27 protein-coding genes are annotated in these 26,674 nt (G+C 43.7%); 17 read left to right on the forward strand and 10 right to left on the reverse strand.

Going from position 1 to position 26,674, the window contains the following annotated elements:
* Positions 1-36: 36 nt before the first annotated feature.
* The 6 genes from BM008_RS05215 to BM008_RS05240 all read left to right on the forward strand — a co-directional run bounded on the left by BM008_RS05215 (position 37) and on the right by BM008_RS05240 (position 5,916).
* Positions 37-459, forward strand: coding sequence for a hypothetical protein (locus BM008_RS05215; protein ID WP_091934345.1), 423 nt, complete (start codon positions 37-39; stop codon positions 457-459).
* A 15-nt stretch (positions 460-474) separates the two neighbouring features.
* A complete protein-coding gene (locus BM008_RS05220; RefSeq protein ID WP_091934348.1) occupies positions 475-1,701 on the forward strand; it encodes a hypothetical protein in 1,227 nt (408 codons plus the stop codon).
* Positions 1,702-1,817: 116 nt separating this feature from the next.
* Positions 1,818-2,120, forward strand: coding sequence for a twin-arginine translocase TatA/TatE family subunit (tatA, locus tag BM008_RS05225; protein WP_091934351.1), 303 nt, complete (start codon positions 1,818-1,820; stop codon positions 2,118-2,120).
* A gap of 224 nt (positions 2,121-2,344) precedes the next feature.
* Positions 2,345-3,544: a hydrogenase small subunit gene (locus BM008_RS05230; protein WP_245747915.1), complete on the forward strand. Its 1,200-nt coding sequence runs from the start codon at positions 2,345-2,347 to the stop codon at positions 3,542-3,544.
* Positions 3,541-5,334: a nickel-dependent hydrogenase large subunit gene (locus BM008_RS05235; RefSeq protein ID WP_091934357.1), complete on the forward strand. Its 1,794-nt coding sequence runs from the start codon at positions 3,541-3,543 to the stop codon at positions 5,332-5,334. Before BM008_RS05230 ends, BM008_RS05235 begins: the two co-directional genes overlap by 4 nt.
* 105 nt (positions 5,335-5,439) lie before the next feature.
* Positions 5,440-5,916, forward strand: a complete 477-nt coding sequence (locus tag BM008_RS05240) for a hydrogenase maturation protease (RefSeq protein WP_281246268.1) — start codon at positions 5,440-5,442, stop codon at positions 5,914-5,916.
* A gap of 93 nt (positions 5,917-6,009) precedes the next feature.
* Here BM008_RS05240 and BM008_RS05245 read toward each other — a convergent pair whose 3' ends face one another.
* Positions 6,010-7,164, reverse strand: a complete 1,155-nt coding sequence (locus BM008_RS05245; protein ID WP_091934363.1) for an ammonia-forming cytochrome c nitrite reductase subunit c552 — start codon at positions 7,162-7,164, stop codon at positions 6,010-6,012.
* 269 nt (positions 7,165-7,433) lie between these two features.
* Between BM008_RS05245 and BM008_RS05250 the strand changes: the two genes are divergently transcribed.
* The 3 genes from BM008_RS05250 to BM008_RS05260 all read left to right on the forward strand — a co-directional run bounded on the left by BM008_RS05250 (position 7,434) and on the right by BM008_RS05260 (position 8,357).
* The gene (locus tag BM008_RS05250) at positions 7,434-7,775 is read left to right on the forward strand and encodes a DUF3795 domain-containing protein (protein WP_091934366.1); all 342 of its coding nucleotides are present in this window, start codon (positions 7,434-7,436) and stop codon (positions 7,773-7,775) included.
* Positions 7,759-8,067 carry a nucleotidyltransferase family protein gene (locus BM008_RS05255; protein WP_091934368.1) on the forward strand — a complete coding sequence of 103 codons (309 nt, stop codon included), beginning with the start codon at positions 7,759-7,761 and terminating at the stop codon, positions 8,065-8,067. Before BM008_RS05250 ends, BM008_RS05255 begins: the two co-directional genes overlap by 17 nt.
* 86 nt (positions 8,068-8,153) lie before the next feature.
* Positions 8,154-8,357: a YwbE family protein gene (locus BM008_RS05260; protein WP_091934371.1), complete on the forward strand. Its 204-nt coding sequence runs from the start codon at positions 8,154-8,156 to the stop codon at positions 8,355-8,357.
* A gap of 19 nt (positions 8,358-8,376) precedes the next feature.
* On the opposite strand, the gene BM008_RS05265 is transcribed toward BM008_RS05260, so the two are convergent.
* The 4 genes from BM008_RS05265 to BM008_RS14855 form a co-directional block, all read right to left on the reverse strand.
* Complete coding sequence (locus tag BM008_RS05265; RefSeq protein WP_091934374.1) at positions 8,377-8,565, reverse strand: hypothetical protein; 189 nt, start codon at positions 8,563-8,565, stop codon at positions 8,377-8,379.
* Between the two features lie 153 nt (positions 8,566-8,718).
* Complete coding sequence (locus tag BM008_RS05270; protein WP_091934376.1) at positions 8,719-8,919, reverse strand: CxxC-x17-CxxC domain-containing protein; 201 nt, start codon at positions 8,917-8,919, stop codon at positions 8,719-8,721.
* Positions 8,920-9,295: 376 nt separating this feature from the next.
* Positions 9,296-9,808: a chemotaxis protein CheW gene (locus BM008_RS05275; protein WP_091934379.1), complete on the reverse strand. Its 513-nt coding sequence runs from the start codon at positions 9,806-9,808 to the stop codon at positions 9,296-9,298.
* 16 nt (positions 9,809-9,824) lie between these two features.
* On the reverse strand, positions 9,825-12,767 hold the full coding sequence (locus BM008_RS14855; protein WP_091934382.1) for a methyl-accepting chemotaxis protein: 2,943 nt from the start codon (positions 12,765-12,767) through the stop codon (positions 9,825-9,827).
* A 318-nt stretch (positions 12,768-13,085) separates the two neighbouring features.
* Here BM008_RS14855 and ygiD point away from each other — a divergent pair, with 318 nt between their 5' ends.
* Complete coding sequence (gene ygiD / locus BM008_RS05285) at positions 13,086-13,901, forward strand: 4,5-DOPA-extradiol-dioxygenase (RefSeq protein WP_218146694.1); 816 nt, start codon at positions 13,086-13,088, stop codon at positions 13,899-13,901.
* Between the two features lie 49 nt (positions 13,902-13,950).
* Here the strand turns inward: ygiD and BM008_RS05290 are convergent, their stop codons facing one another.
* Entirely contained in the window at positions 13,951-14,418 is a 468-nt protein-coding gene (locus BM008_RS05290; protein WP_091934385.1) for a hypothetical protein, read from the reverse strand.
* Between the two features lie 167 nt (positions 14,419-14,585).
* The gene (locus BM008_RS05295) at positions 14,586-15,341 is read right to left on the reverse strand and encodes a sensor histidine kinase (RefSeq protein ID WP_177187979.1); all 756 of its coding nucleotides are present in this window, start codon (positions 15,339-15,341) and stop codon (positions 14,586-14,588) included.
* 418 nt (positions 15,342-15,759) lie between these two features.
* On the opposite strand from BM008_RS05295, the gene BM008_RS05300 reads away from it, so the two are divergent.
* On the forward strand, positions 15,760-16,578 hold the full coding sequence (locus tag BM008_RS05300) for an ABC transporter ATP-binding protein (protein ID WP_091934391.1): 819 nt from the start codon (positions 15,760-15,762) through the stop codon (positions 16,576-16,578).
* A 236-nt stretch (positions 16,579-16,814) separates the two neighbouring features.
* Here BM008_RS05300 and BM008_RS05305 read toward each other — a convergent pair whose 3' ends face one another.
* Positions 16,815-18,182 carry a tetratricopeptide repeat protein gene (locus BM008_RS05305; RefSeq protein ID WP_091934394.1) on the reverse strand — a complete coding sequence of 456 codons (1,368 nt, stop codon included), beginning with the start codon at positions 18,180-18,182 and terminating at the stop codon, positions 16,815-16,817.
* Between the two features lie 332 nt (positions 18,183-18,514).
* Between BM008_RS05305 and BM008_RS05310 the strand changes: the two genes are divergently transcribed.
* From BM008_RS05310 to BM008_RS05325, 4 genes are read left to right on the forward strand one after another with little or no spacing between them, the layout of a single operon-like run.
* Positions 18,515-19,774 (forward strand): anhydromevalonate phosphate decarboxylase, encoded by a 1,260-nt coding sequence (locus BM008_RS05310; RefSeq protein ID WP_091934397.1) that lies wholly within the window; start codon positions 18,515-18,517, stop codon positions 19,772-19,774.
* A 27-nt stretch (positions 19,775-19,801) separates the two neighbouring features.
* Positions 19,802-20,986, forward strand: a complete 1,185-nt coding sequence (locus tag BM008_RS05315; protein ID WP_091934400.1) for a phosphomevalonate dehydratase large subunit — start codon at positions 19,802-19,804, stop codon at positions 20,984-20,986.
* Entirely contained in the window at positions 20,976-21,383 is a 408-nt protein-coding gene (locus BM008_RS05320; protein WP_394328912.1) for a phosphomevalonate dehydratase small subunit, read from the forward strand. Before BM008_RS05315 ends, BM008_RS05320 begins: the two co-directional genes overlap by 11 nt.
* 15 nt (positions 21,384-21,398) lie before the next feature.
* Positions 21,399-22,505 carry a TIGR04013 family B12-binding domain/radical SAM domain-containing protein gene (locus BM008_RS05325; protein WP_091934406.1) on the forward strand — a complete coding sequence of 369 codons (1,107 nt, stop codon included), beginning with the start codon at positions 21,399-21,401 and terminating at the stop codon, positions 22,503-22,505.
* 9 nt (positions 22,506-22,514) lie between these two features.
* On the opposite strand, the gene BM008_RS05330 is transcribed toward BM008_RS05325, so the two are convergent.
* Entirely contained in the window at positions 22,515-23,672 is a 1,158-nt protein-coding gene (locus BM008_RS05330) for an MFS transporter (RefSeq protein WP_091934409.1), read from the reverse strand.
* A complete protein-coding gene (locus BM008_RS05335) occupies positions 23,669-24,367 on the reverse strand; it encodes a YkgJ family cysteine cluster protein (RefSeq protein ID WP_091934411.1) in 699 nt (232 codons plus the stop codon). Before BM008_RS05335 ends, BM008_RS05330 begins: the two co-directional genes overlap by 4 nt.
* A gap of 178 nt (positions 24,368-24,545) precedes the next feature.
* On the opposite strand from BM008_RS05335, the gene BM008_RS14860 reads away from it, so the two are divergent.
* Positions 24,546-24,719 carry a DUF5350 domain-containing protein gene (locus tag BM008_RS14860; protein WP_177187980.1) on the forward strand — a complete coding sequence of 58 codons (174 nt, stop codon included), beginning with the start codon at positions 24,546-24,548 and terminating at the stop codon, positions 24,717-24,719.
* 198 nt (positions 24,720-24,917) lie between these two features.
* The gene (thsA, locus tag BM008_RS05340) at positions 24,918-26,567 is read left to right on the forward strand and encodes a thermosome subunit alpha (protein ID WP_177187981.1); all 1,650 of its coding nucleotides are present in this window, start codon (positions 24,918-24,920) and stop codon (positions 26,565-26,567) included.
* Positions 26,568-26,674 lie beyond the last annotated feature (107 nt).

Raw genomic sequence — 26,674 nt, forward strand, 5'->3', positions numbered from 1 at the left:
ATATAGCTCATTATCAAAGTGGGAGGAGGGAGTAGAATGAGTAGTGTGATCAATTTTCGTCTGGATATAACAAAAGAAGACCTGAGAACAGAGCAGGAACTTTCCAGAGATACAGACGAATTCAACATAGATAATATCGAACCCATTACAAGTCTGCCAGGGGAACCGCTGGAAGAAGCACGTTTTGTGGAACCGATAACTGCGCTTGTTGGTGCAACCGTCCTGTACCTCGCAAAGCGTATGATAGACCATTGGTTCAAAGAAAAGGAACAGGGAGTTATGATGGACCTGAGAGAAGTGCCACCCCTTATATCCCGTATTGCTGGCATACCAACTGGTTTTCTTGTGATCATTGACAAGGACGGACAGGCCACAACCCATAAAGTGGAGTACGATAAAGGCGATGATGAGGCATTGAGATCCATGATGTCCGTATTGAACCTGGCATTGAACCAATAAGGGGATCAAAGCCCAATGAGCAATAATTTTGAATACCTGAGCGGATCCATAAATATTTCTGCACCGCTGCCTGATATTTTGCAGAAAAAAGGACTGGACCCATTCTATGAAGACCCCAACAACGATGAATGGGGTGATATGCTCTGCCGTGTCCTCTATCATGAATCCATCCATTTCTGGCAATTACTTGCCTCAGGTTACCTGGCCAACCTGGTCAGTGATGAATGGAGGCGCCTGGACCATTTTGAACAAAATAAAGAGATACTTCCGAAAAGTGACCTTTCAAATAACTATACCAGTCGTACTGGTGACAGACCTTTTTCACCATATGAACTTACAGAATGCTGGGCTCGATATTGGGACGTACATACTCGCAGTCCTGCACGGATCATACAGGAAGAAGGAATTGGGACCGATGACCCGGAGAATAATGACAATGGAGCATTCGGCACCTATTCATGGATAGAATATGACACAGTAATGCAAAAAGGAGAGGATTCCCATCTTTATGCCCGACCATACAGATGGTTGCTGGACAGAGCATCAGGGAATAGTTATCTGATCTCACTCCTATTTCCAGTAATAACCCATGCTTCTTTTGGCAGTCCTGACCCTGTCGGTGTTTTTACTGGTTGTTTTGAACGTGCAACACAGGAAGATATAACAAATGAGATAATGGAACATCGTTCCGGCAATATTAACTTTGACTGGATCAATAGCTGGACATTTGCCTGGGATAAGATAGTGTTGCCAACGATCGAAGAGAAGAACTTACCTCTTTATACAAGTGGCTTTGATGTGCTTCAGAGAGGAACACTGGGAACTCATCCTATATATAGCGAATATCTTGAAAAAGCGCAAGTATTATGGAAATTTGTGAAGCTGGCAAATATGCTCGATGTACAAGATGAAGCGCAATTATCTGAGATATCCATGGAGCATATTGAAGAACATGCAATAACACAAGCAGCGGCACAAGACCCGTGGATCATTTTTGCTCTACCGGGTCAGCCACACTACCGGCATTTGTTAGGCCACTATCTGTCTCCCCCAATTGTAAGGTTCAAGAATTTCACATATTCCACCAATAGAGGAGCCAGTATGTGGGGATCTGATGATCAGCCGAATGGATCAGAGGATCTTTTCGAATTGAGATCAAGCGAACTGAACATCAGGATAAGGAAGTTTCGAGCAGCTGAAAAAGCTCATTCACTGGGACTTCCACTCAATGCATTCGAATAAAGATCTCCTTTGATATTATAATAAATATAGATAATGTGAAGAATTAACTATATTGAAAACTAAACTATTATCACAGGATAAACAACTAAAAATAAAGAACAAGTGGATGGTGGAAAATGATAGGTGGACTGGGACCCAGTGAACTTCTGATCATATTTGCAGTACTGCTCTTACTTTTTGGTGCAAGCAAACTTCCTGAACTGGCACGTTCCATGGGATCTTCCATGGGAGAGTTCAAGAAAGCAAAGAAAGAATCAGAACTATCAGTAAGGGATTTTGAGAACTCCATAAAGGATGCAGACTCAGAGAGCGAGAAAACATCCATAATAGAACAAACTGCCCTGAACCTTGGCATTGATACAAAGGGAAAGAACGAGGATGAACTCCTTGCCGAGATCAATGAAATGCTGAAAAAGTAAGCATCATACTCTTACTATCAGTTCACCGACTGCCATGTCTGAATGACGAAACTTCCAACAGATCGCGTGCATCTCTAAAAGGAAGACCTCACATCCTACCGAAAGGTACAGCTTAGCTTTTTTCCCCTATGATCGATGATGGCTGTACAAATGGGTTCTGCAAAAATTCAGTCCAAACAAATATAAAATACATATGATCATAGTATCATGGGGGCAATTGATCCGTGGGTGAATTAGAGAATACTGACTTTTTGAGCATGGACCGTCGAACATTTCTCAAGGTCGTGGGTGCCATGGGAGCATCGGCTTTCCTGGGACTGCACCGTTCAGAGATATCAAAAGCGCTTGAACTATCAAAGACCAGGGTCATATGGATACATGGGGCTGAATGTACCGGCTGTTCCGAATCCGTTCTGAATGGCAGGGATCCCGATATTTTCCAGGCGATACAAAAACTAAGTGTTGATATTGCCTACCATGAAATGCTGATCCAACAACAAGGGATCTTTGTTGACGGTGAACTTGCATCCACATCCGAGCTGAACTCAGAGATCATGCTGGATGAAGCTATCGAGGAAGGCGGCTACATACTTGTTGTCGAGGGTGCTATTGCCAACGGACCTGATGGCACCGGAAAATATTGCATGTACGGAGAACGTACTTTCAAGGAATTGTTCACCAAAGCTGCAAGTAACGCAACTTTTGTACTGGCCATAGGGATGTGTGCCACATACGGCGGGATAAATTCAGCGAACAGTGAGATCGTTGACCTCATGGACTTCAGGGGCGTGGCGTTCCTTAGAAGAGACCCTTCAAAAGGAATGCTGACAGAGCTTGGCATTGACAGACCGGTGATAAATATAGCCGGATGTCCTTCTAACCCTGACTGGGTACTTCTGACACTTGCCGCCGTGATACTTGGAAAGATCGACATCAATGATCCTGATCCAATTCTGGATGAATTCAAACGACCCCTTGTATTCTTCCCTGAAAACGTTACTCTGCACTGGAACTGCCCACGCAGAGGATATTATGATATTGGACAGTTCGACACTGAGTTCTCAGGAGATGCATGTCTATGGAAGCTTGGTTGCAAAGGACCCTACACTCATTCAGATTGTGCTCTTCGAAAATGGAACGGCTCAGTGAATATGTGCACACAGGCAGGGTCTCCATGTATTTCCTGCTGTGAACCCGGATTTTTCGATAATTCAACTCCTTTCTATAAAAATGTCCAGACCGTAGCTCCTTCTAACAGTGAAACGGACAGCTCATTTCCTTCCAATGAAAATAACGAAGATACGATCACACCAGCTGCAATTGGCCTGGGTGCCACAGCAGGGGCCACAGTCATCGGTTCTGCAGCTTATGCCGCCCGCCGGATAGTTCAAAAAGATGATAACAAAAAGGAGATGGATCAATGACCAATGTCACAATAGACCCATTAACACGTATTCAGGGTCATTTTCGTTTGTCCACTGAAGTAAATGAGAATGGGGTCATCACAGATGCACAGAGCTCAGGAATGCTCTTCAGGGGACTTGAGCGCATACTTGTGAACCGCGACCCGAGGGATGCAGCACGTATCACGCAAAGGGTATGTGGTGTCTGTCCGACAGCTCATGCAATAACATCTGCAAATGCTCTGGAGGATCTTTTTGGGATCGCGGACCAGATACCAAAGGATGCCCTTGTTACAAGGAATATCATGCAGTCCCTGAATATGATAGACAGCCATGCCACGCATACCTATGCGCTCTGGCTACCCGATCTGGTGAACCCTGCATACAGGGACGTCTTTGCCACTGCTGACAATATGGGAACTATGCTGTGGAGGGAATTACTTCATCGTTTTGCTCCTTTAAGCTACAAGATAGACGGTATATCCATACCACCGGGTCAGGCATATGTGAATGCTATCAAAGAAAAGAGAAGACTTCATGGATCCATAGCTCTTATTGCCGGAAAGATGCCTCACCAGATGTCGACCATTTTCGGAGGTGTCACCTATAAGCCAACGGTCGCAGATATTGGAAAACTCACCTACTACCATCAACAGTTAATGGATTTTGTTGACAAATATACGCTAGGTATCGATCACAGTACATGGCTGGACAACACTTACAGAGCATCTTCGCCCCAGCGTGCGGTGGAGTTTGTCACCGGGCACCTTCAGGAACTCACAGAGAGTTCAATGAGCTCAAATGACTTCTCATATTCTGCCGGATGGGGGGACATTGACATGTTGTTAGCATTTGGTTCTGAGACTATAGGTGAAGATATCCTGGGCCTTCCTGTCAGTTTTAAATTTGACAGAACAGGAACCTACAGTGATCCAGCGAATATAGGGTTCCTGTCCTATGGTGCCTATTATGACGTGGAGAATGGAGATGGATATGATCCTCTGAAATTTGGTCAGAACAGTTTTCATAAAGCTGCTTTTATTACCGGTTCACTTGAACACAAAAAGTTTGACCACATGAAAATAACCGAAGAGGTATCCCACTCATTCTATACAGGCGAGGGTGATGATCATCCCTTCGATGGAGACACAGAACCTGTGAGAAATGCTGATGAGATAGATTACCATGGCGGTAGTCAAAGCAAATACACGTGGATAAAGGCACCACGATACGAGGGTGTTCCCTGTGAAGTAGGCCCCATTGCCCGCATGATAGCAATGCAAGAGCCACTGACCACGGGTCTGATGAATACGTTTTCAGATAATGGTCATCCTGCGGTCAATACTTACATAAGGATGGTGGCAAGAGTGCAGGAGATGCTTATTCTTTTAGAAAGACTTATCCAATGGGTAACATCTGACCTTGACCCTGATGGAAGGTTCAGTGTTCCGATAGATATGAGCATGGCAAAGGACTCTCAGGGTGTCGGGCTCTGGGAAGGTGCCCGCGGTGCCCTGGGCCATTGGATAAAGACCGGCACTGATTCTAAGGTCTCAAAATACCAGATGGTTGTGCCTACCACATGGAATGCATCCCCAAGGGACAGTAACGGGATCCCGGGTCCTATAGAACAGGCCCTTATAGGTACAAAAGTATCAGCGGCTGAAAATATGCTTGGTATCGACAACTCGAATCCCACAGGTATATTGCACACTTCAAGAGCATACGACCCCTGTATTGCATGTGCCGTGCATACCATTGACCTGAGACAGAAAGATGGCAAAGGCGAACGTGTCTTTGATATCGTTTAAGGGATAAGGAACACAAAAAATAGTAAGAACGGTAGCATAAGAATATTCTTTTTAAAGCCACCCGGAAAGGAACTAATTCTGAGGACTGATCTTACGATACGCATACTGGGATTTGGGAATCCCCTTATGGGGGACGATGGTATCGGCATCCATGTGATCGAGCATTTGAAACAGATGCACGCAGAACTTCCGGATAATGTGGAAGTTATAGATGCCGGAGTCTGCGGATTTGATGCACTTGGTCTGCTGGAAGGTGCTGAAAAACTGATAATCGTTGATTCGGTAAAAGGTGTGGGAGACATTGGATCGATACATCGATTCGTAATGGATGACATAAGGAAAGCCACATCAAGATGTCATTTATCGCTCCATGGGACATGTCTTGCAGATGTACTCTGCATGGCTGAACATATACAGGAAATTCCAGAGGAACTCATTATATTTGCTGTTGAGGTTGACAGGACAGATGATATATCACTCTGCATCTCCGACAGGGTGCAAGCTTCCCTGAATGAAATTGTGACATCCATCCTTGATGAACTTGGTTCAGGAGCAGTTACTGAGCAGTACATTCAGAAATAAATACCAGCTTTCTCCAGACATTTATCATGATCGTAGCACATACCTATGGAACCATGTCTTTGCTGCTTCATTTTATAGGATCAAGGAGAGAGATCAGTCTCTCCTCCTTATGAACGTCAGTGCTGCAATTGTTCCGGCTACGGCCAGGATCGCTTCAAAACCTGGTTGTGAGGGTGCTGACTTGCGCCCTATTACTGAATTGAAAAGTATCCTGGAATTATCCAGATATTCATAGGTACGCTCCTTATTGTGTATCCCATAACTTCCATCCCCCTTTACCGCTTCCATATAGAAAATGGCATTGTTGTAATCTGCCAGTGAAGCATTGTATTCAGAAGTACCGTTCAACCTTTCAAGCGATACGCTTGCATTTGCTTTCAGAGTTTCAAGATCATCAAGTCTTTCAGCAACAATTCCCTGCTTTGCTTCGAGGACCGGAGTGAAGAATTCCTTATGGCAATCATAACAGCCATTGGAAGAATCAGGACTGAACAACAATTCCGGTTCAAGATCAAAGGTATGTCCGGTTATGGCAGTTTCTCCTGAAGTATCATTGAATTCACGAGTGGCCATATGACAATCTGAACAGCCTATGTTCACAGGATGCACGCCATTGTCATAGATAGAGTTGTTATACATCTCCCAATTTGGATGAAGCACTGAAGTGGTCATACCATCAGGTGATACATTTTGTGAATTGTGACAGTTCCCACACAGCAACACCTCATCCTCTATCCGGTAATCTGCAGAGTGAGGGTCATGGCAGGCGACGCATGTTATACTCCATTCAGAAACATCAGATGCTTCAGGAACCTCATCAAGGTTCAGCCCGTAAACATCTTCATCAGCCAGATTTGGAATTGCACCGTCTGTGGACTTGCATGACACACATGAATTATCCATTTCGAGAATGAACGGCTCTCCTACGTCGGCAGGTTCTGAATGACTCATCGCACCATCTATGTCGAAACCTTCTTTCCCGAACTCATCCCATTCCTCGATCACAGGATGACTGTCACCCCTGTGGCAGGTCCCGCATATCTCAGCAGAAAGGTTCACTTCCGGCACGTTACCAAAAGGACTACCAATGTGAACATCATAGCCCCCTGATGGCGGAGCATGGCACACCTCACATGATATAGGATCAATTGTTGCTTCTGATCCAGCATGTACAGATATATTCCATGCATTGTATATACCAGAATGACAGCTCTTACATTCCTCAGGTTGCCCTGCAACGGATGTCATAGTTAAAATGAGTACTACACCCAGTGCTAAATAAGCATATTTCGCCAGATAACTCCCCCATATCCAATTGATAATATTCTGACCCAATTATATTTAAAAAATTGCACCTGGAAGTATCAACAAACGATCATTCTGAACAGATATATGATTTATCGATGGATGAACACGGTCCTCACAGTTGTTCATATATCGTGTCCTACAAAGACAGATCATTTTTTCGTTGATGTTTATTAACAATAAACTCATCAACTGAACATAGAGGTTGATCCATGTCCATCGATCATATCGGCTGCTGCGGTGCATACTGCAGAACCTGTAAACCATTCAACACCGGCTCGTGCAAGGGATGCAGACTCGGCTATGACACCGGTGAAAGGGACATAATTAAAGCAAAATGCCAGATGAAGGTATGCTGCATTGGGAAAGGTTATACGACCTGTGCTGACTGTCCTGAAATTGGGTCATGTCCGATGATCAATGAGTTCTACGGCAAGAACGGGTACAAATATGGAAAATACAGGCAGGCAACTGAGTTTATCAGAGAGAATGGATACGAAGAGTTTTTGAAGATTGCTGAGAATTGGACAAATGCCCATGGAAAATACAAATAACACTACAACAGAAGAGCATATCAAGCAGCTTCGCGAGCTATTACCAGAGCTGGAGAAAAAGTTCAATGTGAGCTCTCTTGCGATATTTGGTCCTTATGTAAGAAATGAAGAGAACAAAAAAAGTGACCTCGACTTGCTTATAGAATACAGTGAAATGCCCGGATTGCTTGGATTCATTGAGCATGAGAAGTACCTTTCTGATAGATTGGGAATTAAAGTTGGCCTTATACTCAAACCTGTCCTGAAGCAAATGGTTGGAAAAGACATAGTGAACGAAACCATATTAATATAGAAATGGATCTGTAGCTGCTGACCAGTGGCTAGTTCAAATATTCTCTGGACAAACAACCTTAAATAAACTCACACGCACCTATCACCATGAACCCGGGCAGTGCCAGAAAGAACATCAAAATAGGACTTGACGTGGGAATAGTCCTGAAGCAGGATCAGAAAAATGGCAAGATCACCAGAGGTATTGTCAAAAGGATCCTGACAAATTCCTCATCCCATCCTCACGGAATAAAAGTTCAACTGGAAGATGGTCGTGTTGGAAGAGTAAAGGAAATTCACTCCGGTGAGTGAATAGATTCTTTGTTCCTTTTCAGGAATTCTTAGTATAGCATGCAAAACTCTTATTACAGCTTGTACATTTTGAAGTGGACTTATAAATTGCTCCGAAGTCTACCGGTTTCCCGGAAGTGACTGAAACACATACGATGCTCTGTCCCAGAGGTATTGTTGCAATTATTGGAGTTCCACACCCCGGACATAACACATTTTCGATTTTCATAGATATATTCCTCTCTAGCTTAGCTTACGAGATAGATCGTCTAAAAATAAGGACAAAGAAAAAGTCGGTCAGACAGATGTCGGTCAGACAGATGCCGATCAAAAGATCGGTCGTATCTGCCTTAATAAAATATTCCAGAATTGTAATATGAAATTAGTATCTGGCTGGTCTGTGTTTCTGGAAGCATTCCCTGCAGTATACAGGTCTGTCACCAGATGGCTTGAAAGGTACTTCGGTCTCCTGTTTACAGTCAGAGCATGTTGTCTTGTGCATTTCTCTTGGACCGTTGTTTGACCTAAAGCCGCCACCGCCGCCGCCGCCTCTACTGTTTCCGCCTCTGTTATTGTATCCCATTTGTTTATCTCCTAATATATTTATATAGTCCGCACAGCAGAACCGATACTGAGAATTATCGCATGAACAGTTTTACCTGTTTTTACCAAATCGCTCATTCCGATACGGCTACTTCTTACTGTCAGCAATTGTTAAAAGAAGCACGCAAAAATAGAGTAACCCTTTATTAAATCGTTGAGCAATCGAACTAGTACATAAGACGGGCCTATGGTATAAATAACCGGTGCTATCAATTAAGAATAATGTAAAATAAATTCATACTTCTCGATGAATATATCATGGAACTTCAAGTAAGTTCAGTATCCACAATAAGAGTATGGAAGGACAGCATATAAGTAAAGCTATTTCAGACCAAAGCGTAAAAATAAAAAAGTGATCATGCGGGTACAGCACCCGCATTTTCCACCTGGCTCAGTTGCAGTTTCTGCTCATCTTTGAATATCCTGTCAATATCAAGCAGTATAAGCAGTCTGTCGTCAACCTTCCCTACACCCTGTACATATTTCCCGGCAATTCCGGAAACAAGGATATCAGGTGCAGGTTCAATATTTTCACCTGGTATGTTCAATACCTCATTAACCGAGTCAACGATCACTCCTGCGGTCAGGTCACCTATTTCCAGTACCACAATACGTGAGTTCTCACTCGCATCCTTATGGACCATCCCAAACCTTGCTGCAAGGTCGATGATCGGGATTATGCTTCCACGAAGGTTTATCACCCCTTTCACATGATCCGGTATCTGCGGGATCTTAGTGATAGAGGGTATGCGAATGATCTCTTTTACTTTGTATATCTCAATACCGAACTCTTCATCGGAAAGCTGGCATATGACCATCTGGAGCAGCTCTGTAGAAGAGCTGCTTTCCTGTGTACTTGATCCTGTCATTATAGAAGCCACCGTATCAGACCAATCTCATATTCGAAGGACTGAACGATCTCCTTGCCATAGTGGAATTCTGGGTTTCCAGACGGAACCTTGATACTACATCCTGCATACTGGTCGAGACAGCAGCAAGTTCCTGGGCGGACCTGGATAGCTCCTGCATGGAGTCTGCCTGGGACTGGACAGACTCAACTGCTTCCTGTGCCCCTGCAGCGGATTGCTCTGCAATGGCAGATACCTCTTCACTGGCAGATGTAACCTGTTCGATCGATGCGGACTGTTCCTCTGCAGCAGCGGCGATCTCCTGGGACATCTTCACGATGGTATCTCCTGCCTTAACAACCTCTTCGATAGCAGAGACAGACTGTTCCAGAGAAGCTGCTCCTGTTTCAACCTCTTCGGTACCTTTCTTCATGGATGACACTGCATTGTGTGTTCCTTCCTGCATCTGCTGGATCAGCTGTGCGATCTCCTTTGCAGCCTTACCGGAATCCTCAGCGAGCTTTCTTACTTCATCAGCCACGACAGCAAATCCGCGTCCGTGCTCACCTGCCCTTGCAGCCTCAATAGCAGCATTCAGCGCAAGGAGGTTGGTCTGGTCTGCTATCTTTGTGATCAGACTGACGATCTCCCCGATCTGTTTGGATTTACCGTCAAGGTCCTGAATAACATTTGAAGAATCATCCACCGCAGATTTGATGCTGTTCATCTTTAAGCGCAGCTCCTGCGACATTGTACCAAGATTCTGTATAAGATTGTTAGAGTCAACAGCATTCTGTGCAGCCTCATCGGAATTTCTCGCTACTTCCTGAACAGTGCGACTCATGTCAGCCATTGATAATGAAACCTCTTCGGTCTTTGAAGACTGTAGCTGCATACCTCTTGATATCTCATTTACAGTGCTGGTCACCTGCTCGGATGTAGCTGCAAGTTCCTCAGTAGATGCAGACATTTCCTGTGCCGTTGAAGCGATCAATTCGGCATTCTCACGCATGACACCCACAACATTCTGAAGCTCATCACCCAGACCATTGAGTGTATCACTGAGTTCTCTGAACTCTCCCTTCGCATCTATTGAGAACCTTGTGGTGAGATCACCGTCTGCATACGCATTGATGACCCTTGCAGCCTCGTTGAGCGGACCGATGACAGCATCAAGGGTATCGTTTATTCCTGTTACGATCTTTCCGAAGTCACCTTTATGCTTTGATGCATCTGCACGGAAATGGAGCTGACCTTCTACAGCCGCCTCTATCAATGAATCGGTATCAACTATCAGGGATTTAAGATTTGAACGGACCTGCTCTACGGTCTCATTGATGAAAGCCTTCTTACCAGGGAACTGTTCAAGCTCAGCATCGAAGTTACCTTCTCCGAATTCCTTGATACATGCCATTGCCTTTTTCTTAACGCTGATGTGGCCATTGACCATGTTGTTGACCCCCTCGGCCATTTCGTAGTAAGCACCTTCGAACTTATCCAGCGGGATAACAACATCAATATCACCCAGATCATGCTGTACGGACATGTTGTTCATTTCATGGATGAAGCTCTTGACATTACCACGCAATTCCTCAATGGTGTCATTGATGAACGCTTTCTTGCCAGGGAACTGTTCAAGCTCAGCATCATAGTTACCCTTACTGAACTCAGCAACACAGGCCATTGCCTTCTTCTTGACACTGATGTGACCGTTGACCATGTCGTTGACACCCTCGGCCATTTCATAGTAAGCACCTTCGAACTTGTCCAGTGGTATAATAACATCAATGTCACCAGCATCGTGCTGTGCGGACATGTTGTTCATTTCATGGATAAAGCTCTTGACATTGCCACGTAATTCCTCAATGGTCTCATTGATGAACGCTTTCTTGCCAGGGAACTGTTCAAGCTCAGCATCATAGTTACCCTTGCTGAACTCGGCAACACAGGCCATTGCCTTCTTCTTGACACTGATGTGACCATTGACCATATCGTTGACACCTTTAGCCATTTCAGCATAGACACCATTGAACTTGTCTTCCTGAATGACAACATCGATATCACCGGCATCGTGCTGTTCTGACATGTATGCCATTTCACTTGTGAACGTGTTGAATTCGTCTATGAGCTGATTGATGTTGTTCTTGATCTCATTGAAATCGCCTTTGTATTCATCAGTGATCTTCTCAGGAATATCACCCTTTGAGATCCTGTCCACGTATTCTGCAGAAACATTAAGCGGTCCTGTCGTGGAATCCAATGTTTCATTGATACCATCAATCAAAAGCTTGAACTGACCTTCATATTGGGAAGAATCCGCCCTAAAATCGAGTTTTCCTTCTTTTGACGCATTTGCCAACTCAACAGTTGCATCTATCATGCCTTCGACATTTTCCATCATCCTGATAAATGAAGGGACCAGTCTGTCGTTCTCTGAACGTCTGCCTGTTCCATTCCCTATCTGACGATATCTTTCAAGGTCACTGATATCCCCGCTTGCTATGTTCTGTGCAGTATCTGTAACATGCATTAATCTGTCACGAACCTCGTTTACCGCACTACCGACTTCAGCATAGATACCCTGGTAGTTCCCTTCTACATTCACTGTGAGATCGTTCACTGCCATTCTTTGCAGCACAGTGTTCACTTCTGCCATGCCACCAAGACTATCAATACATTCATTGATGTTGTTCTTGATCACATTTAAATCGCCTTTGTAGTCTTCAGTGATCTTTTCAGGGATCTCGCCTTTTGAGATCTGGTAGATGTATTCTGCAGAAACATTCAAAGGTCCGATCAGCAGATCAAGAAGAGTGTTGATACCTTTCAGAATTTCCCTATCGGTCCCTTCATAGCCATCAACTCTGGCACGTGTATCCAGTTTACCCTCAAGTGCAGCTTCTACAAGCCTGAGTATCTCTTCAACAGCATTGGAATTATTTTGCTTGATTTCCACAAAATCGTTTTTTTCATCTGACATTGATGTCCCTCGTTTTATGGACTGTTACGTTATTTACAATATCGAGTAACATTTGTGTATATACAAAAACAGTAGAATAAACTCAAATATACTAACGTGCAGACCCTATCTCTCATAAATTTCAATAGTTCACAATGTTATGTGCGAACAGATGTATATACATCAAAAATAGTATATAAATATTATTATAATTACAATTGTGAATTCTTTGATATAATTTAAGTAATGATCTCACGCACCAAATAACTTCGACCAGACAGATGCCCGGTCCTAAAAAAAGGATTAATACCCTTAAAAACATAGTTTGAAAAGGATAACATGAGTGGAGAAACATCAGATAACGGGAAGATGCCTGTACTATTCATCGGGCACGGATCACCAATGAACATAATTCAGGACAACAGCTACACACAAAGCCTTGTAAAGCTGGGAAAGGAGCTTCCAAGACCTGAAGCAATTATGGTCGTTTCAGCTCACTGGATGACCGATGGGACATATGTTACGTGCGATGAAAAACCCAGGACCATCTATGATTTCTATGGATTCCCAAGGGAACTGTACAATGTGGATTACCCCAGCCCGGGTTCACCTGAGAAGGCTGAGCTGGCATGCAGAACTGTGAAAAAGGAACCTGTGGAGTGCAGTGACCAGTGGGGACTGGACCATGCATCATGGGCAGTTCTCAGACATATGTATCCTGAAGCCGACATTCCGGTCTTTGAGATGAGCATTGACTACTCGTTCAATGAATGGCATCCAAAGATGATGCAGCATCACTACGACATGGCAACCGAGCTCAGAGAACTAAGGGAACAGGGAGTACTTATTATCGGAAGTGGTAATATTGTACATAACCTGGGCCTCATCGATTTCATGAACGTAAATGCAAAGCCCTATGAATGGGCTGTAGAATTTGATGAGAAGGTAAAGGCCAACCTTCTGTCCGGAAACCACAGGGACCTTATCGAATACCTGAACATGGGTGAGACTGCAAAGCTGGCAGTGCCGACACTGGACCACTATCTGCCCATGATATATACGATCGCATTACAGGAAAAAGGTGAGACTCTGGAGTTCACTCATGAAGGATTCCAGCATGCATCCGTTTCCATGAGATGCTTTAAGATAGGATAAAAATAATTCAGCCGATGAGGCTGAAATAACAAAAACATAGAATACCAGACTATTTTACCCTGTCACCATATATCTTTTTGAAATGGTCCTTCGGGTCAAAATCGGTCTTGAACTTCAATTTACCTGAATTGGACTGGATGTTGACCTCCCATATATTCTGGACCTGGTCATCATCTGAACTGCTCTTTTTCTTTACTTTAATTGATTTTATACCTGCATTTGGGATCGCAAAGTTTGCCTCGTTCTCTGCCAGTGCTGCCTGTGCACTCATTCCGGCATACCTTTCAGCATATCTGAAAGAACCTTTTATCTGTGCACCCCACTGACCTAAGAACCCCTTTCCTTCGGCCTTGGCCTGATCACGTGATTCTTTTACGACCTGTTTCATAACATCATTTGTCACTTTGGCAAATATTGTCGTATCCGGTGTTGCAACAAGCGTGAACGCATCGTATGACAGACCTAACATCTTGCTTTTTCTCATATTTGGAACTATTCCGATCACTTCGTCGTCCATAGTAACCCTCCTTGCCATCCGATCAATGAATACCACCATGTACCATTTTGTTTAAACAACTCAGGATGACGTTATAGAAACCATATACTAATAATTATATAAAGATTGTTATATTGATCTGCGATCAAATTTATAGTGAAATAAAACAGATCAAGTGGAAAATAAATTTACACCGGAACTGGTACATAGGGTATAGAGAAATAGAACGTGGTGCCTACATCCACTTCAGATTTAAACCGGATCTCACCACCAAGTAATTCGACCAGAGACTTGGATATAGACATACCCAGTCCCGTTCCTTTGTACTTTCTGGTGGAGCAGTCATTGACCTGCCTGAAACGTCCGAAGACACAATCGAACTTCTCTTCAGGGATACCAATACCTGTATCCCTTACATAGAAATCCATATACTCATCATTGAGTGAATAACCAAATTCAACTGTGCCCTCATGAGTGAATTTCAAAGCGTTACCAACCATATTGTTAAAGATCTGCCTTATTCTGTGCTCATCGGAATAAAGGAAAGAATCAATGTCATCAAGTCCTTTCACAAGAGCAAGGTTTACAGGTGGCTCTTTCATGTCGAACTGCACCTTGAAAAGAGAATAAAGATCATCAAGCATATGATTCACATTGAATGCTTCGTTGTGTATCACCAACTGGTCTGCCTCTATCTTAGAGATATCCAGGACGTCATCGATGATCAGTAATAACTGTTCTCCGCTTTTTTTGATAAGGCTGGCATAATGCCTGCATTTTTCCTCAGGAACGTCTGAGAACTGGATTATATCAGAGAAGCCCAGTATACCATTGAGAGGAGTTCGAAGTTCATGGCTGATGTTAGCAAGGAAACGGGATTTAAGTAGATCTGCTTCTTCTGCTTTCTCCTTTGCGACGATCAACTCTGCCTGAGTGTTCTTCAAGACCCTACGATTGATCAAAAGCAAAGCTATGAATGCGAACTGGACAATAAGTGCGACAAATATCAGAAGTATCTCATTTTGATATTGATGAAAATACGAAGAACTGACCAAAACTGTGTTTTCAGCCCCGAAAACCGAAGAAGAAGAGAACAGCAAAGAAGTGACTAGTAATAATGTTAAAAACAGTTTTTTAATTATTTTTTTTGAAGAACACATCTATATCGTTCCGGTCATTCATCGAGCATGTCCAATGATCTGGTAAGCGAGATTTCTATAATAATTTCTCATATATAATCCATGTCATTATACAGATCGAAAAACTGTGTGCTAATGAGCAAATAGCATACTGACGAAAGAATTAATAGTCTTGACCCATTAACGGAAAGCAGATATTCAAAAGGAATTCCGTGGTCTGTTGATGCACAAAAACAAAGAAAATACAGAAGATGGCAAAGCCGGTCTGCTTGTCGAAATGGAGAATATAGTAGTTCGAAAGAATGACAGGACGATCCTTGACTCCATAGATTTCAAAATAAGGAATGGTGAGAATATCGCCATAATAGGACCGAACGGCTCCGGGAAGTCCTCCATCATCAAGACCATAACAGGCGACTACCGCCCAATTGCAGATACACCGAATATGGTCTTCAGGCTCATGGAAAAGGACCGATGGGTGGTCTCAGACCTGAAAAAGCTCATGGGAATAGTTTCAGGAGAACTCCAGCTTGAATATATGCGGGATATTACAGTAACAGATGTGGTTCTTTCCGGTTTCTTCAGCAGTATTGGAATCTACCCTAATCTCAGGGTCAGACCGTATATGCTGGAAATTACCGACGATGTCATTGATTTTCTGGAAATAAGACATCTTGCTGACAAGAACATATCCGAACTATCCACCGGAGAAGCAAGAAGAGTGCTTATCGGCAGAGCACTGGTCCATAACCCAATGATACTGGTACTGGATGAACCAACGAACAGTCTTGACCTGAAAAGCAAGCATAAGTTCAGACAAACTGTAAGCAAGATCGCAGCTTCCGGAAAGAGCATGATCCTCGTGACCCACGACCTTGAGGATATCGTCCCTGAGATCGACCGTGTAGTATTAGTTAAAGATGGAAAGATATTTGCTGATGGTAATATCGAGGACATACTCACTGCTGAGAAACTGACGGAGTTATTTGGCATTCCGGTCGAGGTTGGTAAGGATAAAGGATATTATCATGCATGGTGCTGAGAACACTAATATTCATTTTTTGATGCATAGTTGAATGTCAGAAAAATGCAAACCTGGAACTAATTTTCTTTTGCCATAATTCTTTGCTTTAAACAAAATCCTTTTTTTGTCAATAAAAGAAAATAAGTGTTTTTTGAGAGGGTATTTTGCTTTGAGAATACTCGTCAAATGACGGTAAAAAATTTGCTTTATGCTTGATTTTAACATTCTTTATTGATACTTAAAAATAAACAAAATCACTCATCATACACCAATTTTCTGAATTCAGGCTCATCCTTAATATTATCGAAATCTTCATCTGTTTGTGCCTTTTCCTTAAATGAAATATCCAGTTCTATTGAACGCTTTAAGAATTTAATGGCATTTTCTGTTTGTCCTGTTAAAGAAAAAATACATGCATTATTGAACCATGCACCAGCACAATCAGGGTCTATTTTAATTGCTTTTTCGTAAGCTTTTATCGAATCTTCATACTTGCCAAGATTTGTGAGAGATAATCCTTTATTGGACCATACGTCAGCATCATCAGGATCTATTTCAATTGCTTTTTCGTAAGCTTTTATCGCACCTTCATACTTGCCCATATTGTCAAGAGAAACTCCTTTATTGCTCCATGCTTCAGCATAATAGGGATATATTTCAATTGCTTTTTCGTAAGCTTTTATCGCATCTTCATACTTGCCCATCTCGTCAAGAGAAACTCCTTTATTGTACCAGGTATCAGCATTTTCAGGGTCGATTTCAAGTGCTTTTTCGTAAGCTTTCATCGCATCTTCATACTTGCCGAGATTGTTGAGAGAAACTCCTTTATTGCTCCAGGTATCAGCATTTTTAGGGTCGATTTCAAGTGCTTTTTCATAGGCCTTTATCGCTTCCCCATACTTGCCCATCTCGTCGAGAGAAGCTCCTTTATAGATCCAGCCAAGAGGTGAAGCAGGGTCAATTTCAAGTGCTCTGTTCGAAAATTCAAGTGCTCTTTTGTAATTACCTTTGTAATAATTAGAAGATGCAAAATTCAAATAATCATCAAAATTGAGCTTTATACCAAAAGTATCCAATACATTTGCAGTTTCTGCCGATGAATCGAACTCTTTAACTTTCTGCAACACATCTTTGGATGGTGTTTTTTCCATAGAAATAATACCAATATCAGCAGTTTCCTTTTCATATCTCTCTTTAGCAGAAAATAATATTTTATCTAACGATTTACTGGATTCTGTTGCATCATTAATTGATTTTTGAGCTTCTGTCCTTGCTTCTTTGAATTTTTTACGGAAATCATTAAGTACATAAGTAGCAGCACCAGATAAAACAACTACCAATATACTGATTAATGCAAGTAACAGCATTATTGAATTAAGAATCGAATTTAAGAGATTCAACGAACGATCTAGATTTTGATTTGCAAGAACTAAGCAATCCTGTTCATCCATTACATTCGAATCATTCCCAGAAGAACTTACAGCTATACCAGAGTGAAGCATTGTAGTATTATTTATCGCAGTATTATTGTAAAGGCTGCTTTCATTTGAGATTGAAGAGACTGAATATGGCAAAATAAGTATTGAAAACAGCAATAAACCTGCGAGCTTAAAAATATTCATGTGCTTACTCCACTTATAACACTATATTAATACTTTAAACGAACATAAACTTATAAGTTTTTTTATTGATGGTGATGATATCTTATATTCCTAAACTGTCAAATAAAGGATATCTTCAACAACATATCAAAAAAAACTTTTTTATATGCAAAATCTGTTTTTATGCTATCCTATAATTTGTGAAAGATAATTTCCTATTTAATCTCTAAAATAGGAAAACGAGCAATTCTAAAAATCCCCTTTTAGTATATGCATTCAAATATAATTGGCTCATATTCTAGCCCAAAAATGAGATTACACTATTATATTACAACTTTTACACGGATGATACCATGAGGGAATTTATCGACCAGCTCAGGAAGAACGGGAAACTCGTTGAGATCACAGAGCCTGTTTCAAAGGTGTTCGAAGCACCACGTATTGCAAAGAAGACACCCGGACCGGTGCTGTTCCATGATATTGACGGCAACAAGGCCATCATGAACGTGCTCGGTTCAAGGGATGAACTTGCAACGATGTTCGGTGTGGACAAGGATAAGATCATCAAGAGACTTTCAGAGGTCTCACCTGATGGCGAGGTCGTTGTTGTTAAGGATTCACCTACAATGGAAGTCATCGAGGATGATGTTGACCTGACAAAACTCCCTATAATGACACACTTCGAGAAGGATGCAGGACCCTACCTCACAGCAGGTATTGTTGTTACGGAATATGACGGTGTCATGAATGCAGCTATCCACAGGCTCCTTGTAGTCGATAAGACAAGACTTGCAGCACGTCTTGTAGCACCAAGGCATAGCTACGTCATGCACAAGAAAGCATCCGACAAAGGAGAGAAACTCCCTATAGCTATCGTTCTTGGTGCAGACCCTACAGTTACATTCGCATCAACCACAAGAGTGCCTGCCGGAAAGGAATTCCACTATGCAGCAGCACTTCGTGGCAGACCTGTGGAACTCTTTGAATGCAGCAACGGGATAAAAGTACCTCATGCAGAGATAGTCCTTGAAGGTTACATCGACCCTACCGAAAGAGTAGATGAAGGACCATTCGTGGACATCACAGGAACCTACGACCTTGTGAGACAGGAACCTGTCATACATATTACAAGGATACTGCACCGCAAGGACCCGATCTATCACGGGATACTCCCTGCCGGTCCTGAACACCTGCTCATGATGGGAGTACCATACGAGCCAAGGATATTCAACGCTGTCAGCGAAGTAACCACCGTGAAGAACGTAGTGCTCACAGAAGGCGGATGCTGTTACCTGCATGCAGTTGTGCAGATAGAGAAACAGACAGAAGGTGACGGAAAGAACGCCATCATGGCAGCCTTTGCAGCCCACACGAGCCTGAAGCATGTGGTCGTAGTTGATGATGACATCGATATCTTTGACCTGCATGACGTTGAATTTGCCATTGCCACCAGAGTGAAGGGTGACATGGACGTAATGATAATACCAAATGTGAGAGGAAGTTCACTCGATCCAAGAGGAGCGCCTGACGGAACCACCACCAAAATGGGAATCGATGCCACCAAGGTTCTGAAAGATGCTCATAACTTCGAACGTGCAAAGATGCCAGAGTGAGAAATAAAGGGAAACGGCGGAACAAAAATGTACCTCACACCTGAAGAAGAGAAGACACTGAATGGGGAATTCGGAGAAAGTCTCCAGAAAGCCATAGAGATCCTTGTTGCACTTGGAGATATCTACGGTGCTGACAGGCTCATACCTGTGAAAAGCGCACAGATCGCCGGAGTATCATATAAGACAATGGGAGATGCCGGACTTGAATGGATCTCCGACCTCGAAGGAAAGGTGAAGATACCTTCTGTTCTCAACCCTGCTGGCATGGACATTGCCAGATGGGAAGAAATGGGAATTGAACCAGCTTTTGCAAAGAAACAGCAGGAGATCATCGAAGCCTATGCAAAACTCGGCATCCAGACAAAATGCACATGCACTCCATATTATCTTGAAGGATTCGATATCGGACTGGATGACCACATCGCATGGAGCGAATCATCAGCAGTTTCATATGCTAATTCCGTGATCGGTGCAAGGACCAACCGTGAAGGCGGACCTTCTGCGCTCTCAGCAGCACTCGTAGGAAAGACCGCAAACTACGGCTATCACCTTGATGAAATGCGAGAACCGGTAGTAGCAGTGGAAGTAGATTGCGAACTTTCAGGCTCCGACCTTGGAGCCCTCGGATACAGTGTTGGCAAGACCATCGGAAGCAGAGTACCAATATTCTACATGAAGAACGAACCTTCAAAGAACGAGATGAAATCCCTCGGTGCAGCACTTGCAGCATCCGGGGCTGTGGCACTCTATCATATAGATGGTGTAACACCTGAAGCTACCAGAAAGACATTTACAAGACCCGATGAAGTGATCCCTGTTGAGAGATCACAGATAGACGAGGTCTATGAAACTAACAAGGACATACAATCCAGCGAGATAATAACCGTTGGATGTCCACATTGCTCACCTGAGGAACTGGAAGAGATAGCTGACCTTGTTAAAGGAAAGAAACTCCTGAAAGAGATGTGGGTCTGCACAGCAAGGGAAGTTGCTGAAAGGTATCCTGACCTTGTGCAGAGGATCGAGAAGAGCGGTGCAAAGGTCGTGTGCGACACCTGCATGGTGGTCTCACCTGCAACTAACAAGTACGCTTCCATGACAGTGAACTCAGGAAAGGCTCTTGCATATGTACCAAGCATGTGCAAAGTGGCTGCAAAATATGCGAGTATCGAGGACTGTATCAAAGAGGCAGGTGTCATCGATGAAAATTAAATGCAGGACAATATCCAGAGGTGTCGCAGAAGGAGAAGTGCTCCTTACTCACGATGCCATATCATTCCTTGGTAACGTTGACCCTGAGACAGGAGAGGTCGTTGAACCTCAGCACGAACTCTACGGACAGTCCATTGCCGGAAAGGTCCTTGTATTCCCACACGGAAAAGGATCAACAGTAGGTTCCTATGTCATCTATCAGCTTTTCAAGAATGGCGTAGCACCTGTTGCAATGATCAATCTTGATTCCGAGCCGATCGTGGCCGTTGGTGCGATAATTTCCGAGATCCCTCTTGTTGACAAGCTTGAGAAGGACCCTTATGAATTGCTGAAAGATGGCGACGTTGTTGTTGTTAACAGCACCGATGCTTTTGTAGAGATCAAAAGGGAAGAGTAAGAATAGAGACTAATTATGGATGTCTGTTTTCGCTGGAACAAGAAGAACACTTACAGTCTTGCAGCTCTGGCTCCGCTTGTACCGGGAGCTTTGAAGGTCAAAGCACCCCATGACGGGATAATGATATACAGCTTTGCCACCAGGCAGGCTAAACCGATCTTCAGTGAAATTAAGAAGGCAGACACAGATTCTATTTTCATAGCAGGCGGTCCCCATCCATCCGGAGCACCTGAAGATACACTGGAGCACTTCGACTATGTAGTAATAGGTGAGGGCGAGGAAACCTTACCCGAACTTATAGATACTATCGTTGCAGGCAAGGATGTTTCCTGTGTGAAAGGCATCGCCTACAAGGACGAGAACGGAAGCACAGTGATCACTGAAAAACGCGACCCTGTTGACCTCGATAAGTATCCCTGCTTTGACCCCAATATCGTGATGTCACCCCTTGAGATAAGCAGGGGATGTCCTTTCAGATGCAGGTACTGTCAAACCCCACGCCTTTTTGGCAACAAGATGAGACATCGAAGCATAGATAATATCGTCCATTTTGCAAAATACTATCGTGACCTCAGGTTCACATCCTCAAATGCTCTTGCTTATGGAAGTGACGGAATTCATCCTCGTCTGGACAAAGTGGAGAAACTCCTTTCAGCACTAAAGGATACCGGAGCCAGAGACATCTTCTTCGGAACTTTCCCTTCAGAGGTCAGACCGGAATTCGTTACCGATGAGTCACTGGAACTTATCACAAAATACTGTACTAACACAAAAGTGAGCCTTGGGGCACAATCCGGAAGTGACCGCATCCTGAGAGAGATACTCAGGGGACATACCGTAGACGATGTAGTAAGAAGTCTGGAACTCTGTTTTGACCACGGAATAACACCGATGGTGGATTTCATGGTAGGCTTCCCTGATGAGACAGAGGAAGAACAGGATATGAGCCTTGAGCTCATTCAGTGGATATGTAAGAAGGGCGGGAATGTTCATTCACATTACCTGACACCACTTCCAGGTACGCCTTATGAGGATGTGGAAACATCACCTGTGAGCAAGCGTTACAAGAGAGTGATGGGAAAGCTGGCATTAACAGGTCAGGCTACCGGTTCATGGGAATGAGCTGATATACTAGCCGTCCAGGTTTGCATATACCCCCTTGAAGAAGTAAGATGTCACTACCACAACGAATGCGAATACGCATGATGTGGCAAACACCATATGCAGATCACTATGGAACAATATTACCGCAAGTATAAGCGGAGCTGCGGTCTGTCCTGCATATTTCATGATATTGAAAACTGAGACTATACTTCCCATCATTCCCGGAGGAGCTACCTGGGTTGCAAGAGTGTTAAGCTGAGGCTGAACCATACCAAAGCCAATACCAAAGATGAATATGAGGATGAGTACCTGATAGAGGGAACCTGCAACTACAAGACCCCCCAGAGAAACACCGGCTATAGAGAAACCTGCCATGAGTATCTTTTGCTTACCATATTTTGCTGCAAGGGATCTGGCGCGTGATGATATACTTGCCATTGCTACTCCCTGAATACCAAGTGCCAGACCGGCCTGGCTCGCTGTGAAACCATAAGTGTCCTTCAGGATGAACGGAACATAGATGACCATTGTATACAGCAGGAAGAAGATGGAAAAACTTAGTATTATTGTGTAAAGGATACGAAACTCCATTAGTGCTTTCAAGATAGAGTTCCTGCCTTTGCTCCTGTTCTCATGAGGATTCGTTTCTGGAAGGACAAATGCAACTATGATAGCAAGAGGAATACTGAGGCCGTAGAAAAGGAACGGGACATTCCATGCGAATGATGCGAGGATACCGCCGATCAGTGGTGCGGATACTGCACCGATGCCTGTTGTCATGCTCATCTTTCCCATGGCATTGACCCTGTCAAGACCTGTGTACAGTTCACCGATCATTGTCATGGCTATTGGTAGCATCCCTGCTATTCCGATACCCTGAACGAATCTCAATGCAAGGAGTGTTGTCATATCGGTGGAGAAATAACATGCCAGACCTGCAATACCGTTTATGAGAAGACATGGAACAAGGATCTTTTTTCGACCTACCCGATCAGTTATGAAACTGACACCGATCATTGCCAGTGCCGTGGAAAATGTGTACATTCCAAGTATCAGACCTACTGCTTCGCGGGTAGTGTTAAGTGGTTCCACCATGAAGGGAAGTACCGGACCAAGCAAAGCTCCTGCTGACATCGCGAAGAATGCTACCAGACAGATCAATGGAAGGTTTAGTTTCCCATTCATTGTTTTCTGACCTTATGTTCTATGAACTCGCCATTGAAGAGTACAAGGACCGTGATCTCCTCTCCTTTTTTGAACTTACGCATCTCCCTGTCGTAAACGCCCTGCACATGTTTGAGCTTATTTCTACTGAAATGTTCCTGTGCCTTTTTGTAGAAAGCTATCAGTTGCCTGAGGTAAGCGGTCTCATAGGTCTTTATCTGCTGAGCTATATCCTGAGCCTCTTCATCGCTTATCTCTGTATGATAGAGACCGTGCTGGTTCAGACCACTTATCTGCCTCCAGTCCACATTACCGTCCTCATCCGGTTCACGATGAAGCATGTAGGGGTAAAGACTGCATATCATTGGACGCTGCTCGTAGATGGTGCATCTCTTGTCCTTGAGGAATATACAGGAACCGTCCTCTTTCGCTTTGAGTGCATAGCCTGAGACATAGAAACGTCCTTTCTGATCACATAGCTCATAGTATGGTGCAGGTTCCAGTACATCAGATGAGATCTCTGTCATTCGAAGGGCATCATCTGTGAGAAGGAAAACATGGTCATTGAACTGACGGGTGCAGCAACGTGCACAAAAGTCGCATTCAAAACCAACTTCCTTTATAATAGATACCAGACCATCCATTGGATAATCCTGCACACCTTCAAGCTCCTCGTTCACTGTTCCAAGCTGATCCTCAATTGCCGATGTAACCATGATATACTCCTGTTATGATAAGTGCCATAAACTCTGCTGTCTACAAGTAATTTTGCTCTGGTCACCCCGCAAGCTTTAATAATAAGCATTACGTCTAGAAGTAAACTCAACGACTAGAATTATATATCTAGGTTAAACTTAAACTAATTAAATTACAATTATTCAAGAGGATTATATCATGGGTAAGACAGGCAGCATTGAATGGGTAAAGGTAAAAGGACGTAACGGAAGAACAATTAAAGTTCGTAAGTGCAAGGAAGGAAAGGCTCACCCTGGTCCAGCACAGAGATACACATCATCTGGTGCTAAGAGAAGATTCCTTCGCAGATCAGCAAAAGCACTCGTAAAGTGATCTAACTCACTTTACCTAAATTACTTTTTTTTATTCTTTTACAGCCGGTTGGCTTTTTTTGTAGTTATCATAATAGCTTATTCTTTCTTTGTTCGCAATAGGAACGTCCCGATACGTTTATATAGAACTACAAACATTAAAAAACGACTTGAGAATAAATGTCATTCTAATTTCATATACATAGGAGGATAGACAATTATGGCAGGACAGATGGCAGGACAGCCAATTTTCATATTAAGAGAAGGAAGCCAGAGAACTAGAGGCAGAGAAGCACAGAGCAACAACATCATGGCTGCTAAAGCAGTCGCTGAAGCTGTAAGAACAACACTTGGTCCAAAAGGAATGGACAAGATGCTTGTAGACAGCCTCGGAGATGTGGTCATCACAAACGATGGTGCAACCATCCTTAAAGAGATGGACATCGAGCACCCTGCAGCAAAGATGATCGTGGAAGTTTCAAAGACCCAGGACGATGAGGTCGGAGACGGAACAACCTCAGCTGCTGTAATTGCCGGAGAACTCCTCAAGAAGGCAGAAGAGCTTATCGAGCAGGACGTACACCCAACAATAATCGCATCTGGTTACAGAATGGCTTCAGAGAAGGCTGGAGAGATCATCCAGACACTCGCAAAGTCAGTCACCAGAGAGGACAGGGACGTACTCATCAACATCTCCGGAACAGCAATGACCGGAAAGGGTGCAGAAGCAACAAAGGAAGTCCTTGCAAATGTTACAGTTGACGCTATCGTAAGCATTGTCGATGAAGACGGTAAGGTCGACATGGACAACATCAAGGTAGAGAAGAAGGTCGGTGCACGTATCGAAGAGACCGAACTTATCGAGGGTATGATCATCGACAAAGAGCGTGTACACACTAACATGCCAAAGAAGGTCGAGAACGCAAAGATCGCACTCATCAACACAGCTATCGAACTCAAAGACACAGAGGTCGATGCTGAGATATCAATTACATCCCCTGAGATGCTCCAGTCCTTCCTTGACCAGGAAGAGAAGATGATCAAGGACCTTGTTGACAAGGTAACCAACAGTGGTGCAAACGTCGTATTCTGTCAGAAGGGAATCGATGACATGGCACAGCACTACCTTGCAAAGGCAGGCGTCTTCGCAATCAGACGTGTAAAGAAGAGTGACATGCAGAAGCTCGCAAGAGCAACAGGTGCAAAGCTCATCACAAACGTTGACGAGATATCCGATGCTGACATGGGTAAGGCAGACCTTGTAGAAGAGAAGAAGATCGGCGGCGACCCAATGACCTTCGTAACAGGCTGTGACAATCCAAAGGCAGTTTCAATCCTCCTCCGTGGCGGAACAGAGCACGTTATCGACAACATCGAGAGAGGACTTAACGACTCCCTCAGAGTAGTTGGTGTAGCTATCGAGGACGAGAAGCTCGTAGCTGGTGGCGGATCCCCTGAAGTAGAGGTTGCACTCAGACTCCAGGAATACGCAGCAACACTCAGCGGAAGAGAGCAGCTCGCAGTCAAGGCATTCGCAGAGGCTCTTGAAGTAATTCCAAGGACCCTTGCAGAGAACGCAGGTCTTGACCCAATAGACATGCTCATGGAGCTCCGTGCACACCACGAGAAGGGCGTAAAGACAGCAGGCCTCAACGTCTACGAAGGAAAGGTAATCGACATGTGGGAAGCTGGCGTAGTAGAGCCACTCAGGGTAAAGACCCAGGCTATCAATGCAGCAGCAGAATCCGCAGTCATGATCCTCAGGATCGATGACATCATCGCATCCAAGCAGGGACCAGCAGGACCTTCCGCAGAAGACATGGTTCCAGGCGGCATGCCACCAGGAATGATGGGCGGAATGGACATGTAAATGTCCTGTAAACAATAAATATAAACCACAAACTCGTTTGCGCAGGTTCACCTGAACTCTGCGCAAAAATGTTCTTTTTTTCAATTAGCTAACTGCTAATTAATTGT

Source organism: Methanolobus profundi (genome assembly GCF_900114835.1).
Lineage (GTDB): Archaea > Halobacteriota > Methanosarcinia > Methanosarcinales > Methanosarcinaceae > Methanolobus > Methanolobus profundi.

Coding starts and splice junctions, on each gene's coding strand:
- BM008_RS05215 (WP_091934345.1), top strand. CDS start 37: ATGAGTAGTGTGATCAATTTTCGTCTGGATATAACAAAAGAAGACCTG.
- BM008_RS05320 (WP_394328912.1), top strand. CDS start 20,976: ATGAAAATTAAATGCAGGACAATATCCAGAGGTGTCGCAGAAGGAGAA.
- BM008_RS05260 (WP_091934371.1), top strand. CDS start 8,154: ATGAACCCGGGCAGTGCCAGAAAGAACATCAAAATAGGACTTGACGTG.
- thsA (WP_177187981.1), top strand. CDS start 24,918: ATGGCAGGACAGATGGCAGGACAGCCAATTTTCATATTAAGAGAAGGA.
- BM008_RS05235 (WP_091934357.1), top strand. CDS start 3,541: ATGACCAATGTCACAATAGACCCATTAACACGTATTCAGGGTCATTTT.
- BM008_RS05250 (WP_091934366.1), top strand. CDS start 7,434: ATGTCCATCGATCATATCGGCTGCTGCGGTGCATACTGCAGAACCTGT.
- ygiD (WP_218146694.1), top strand. CDS start 13,086: ATGAGTGGAGAAACATCAGATAACGGGAAGATGCCTGTACTATTCATC.
- BM008_RS05275 (WP_091934379.1), bottom strand. CDS start 9,808: ATGACAGGATCAAGTACACAGGAAAGCAGCTCTTCTACAGAGCTGCTC.
- BM008_RS05265 (WP_091934374.1), bottom strand. CDS start 8,565: ATGAAAATCGAAAATGTGTTATGTCCGGGGTGTGGAACTCCAATAATT.
- BM008_RS05305 (WP_091934394.1), bottom strand. CDS start 18,182: ATGAATATTTTTAAGCTCGCAGGTTTATTGCTGTTTTCAATACTTATT.
- BM008_RS05245 (WP_091934363.1), bottom strand. CDS start 7,164: ATGACATCCGTTGCAGGGCAACCTGAGGAATGTAAGAGCTGTCATTCT.
- BM008_RS05220 (WP_091934348.1), top strand. CDS start 475: ATGAGCAATAATTTTGAATACCTGAGCGGATCCATAAATATTTCTGCA.
- BM008_RS05300 (WP_091934391.1), top strand. CDS start 15,760: ATGCACAAAAACAAAGAAAATACAGAAGATGGCAAAGCCGGTCTGCTT.
- BM008_RS14860 (WP_177187980.1), top strand. CDS start 24,546: ATGGGTAAGACAGGCAGCATTGAATGGGTAAAGGTAAAAGGACGTAAC.
- BM008_RS05335 (WP_091934411.1), bottom strand. CDS start 24,367: ATGGTTACATCGGCAATTGAGGATCAGCTTGGAACAGTGAACGAGGAG.
- tatA (WP_091934351.1), top strand. CDS start 1,818: ATGATAGGTGGACTGGGACCCAGTGAACTTCTGATCATATTTGCAGTA.
- BM008_RS05255 (WP_091934368.1), top strand. CDS start 7,759: ATGGAAAATACAAATAACACTACAACAGAAGAGCATATCAAGCAGCTT.
- BM008_RS05325 (WP_091934406.1), top strand. CDS start 21,399: ATGGATGTCTGTTTTCGCTGGAACAAGAAGAACACTTACAGTCTTGCA.
- BM008_RS05290 (WP_091934385.1), bottom strand. CDS start 14,418: ATGGACGACGAAGTGATCGGAATAGTTCCAAATATGAGAAAAAGCAAG.
- BM008_RS14855 (WP_091934382.1), bottom strand. CDS start 12,767: ATGTCAGATGAAAAAAACGATTTTGTGGAAATCAAGCAAAATAATTCC.
- BM008_RS05270 (WP_091934376.1), bottom strand. CDS start 8,919: ATGGGATACAATAACAGAGGCGGAAACAGTAGAGGCGGCGGCGGCGGT.
- BM008_RS05315 (WP_091934400.1), top strand. CDS start 19,802: ATGTACCTCACACCTGAAGAAGAGAAGACACTGAATGGGGAATTCGGA.
- BM008_RS05310 (WP_091934397.1), top strand. CDS start 18,515: ATGAGGGAATTTATCGACCAGCTCAGGAAGAACGGGAAACTCGTTGAG.
- BM008_RS05330 (WP_091934409.1), bottom strand. CDS start 23,672: ATGAATGGGAAACTAAACCTTCCATTGATCTGTCTGGTAGCATTCTTC.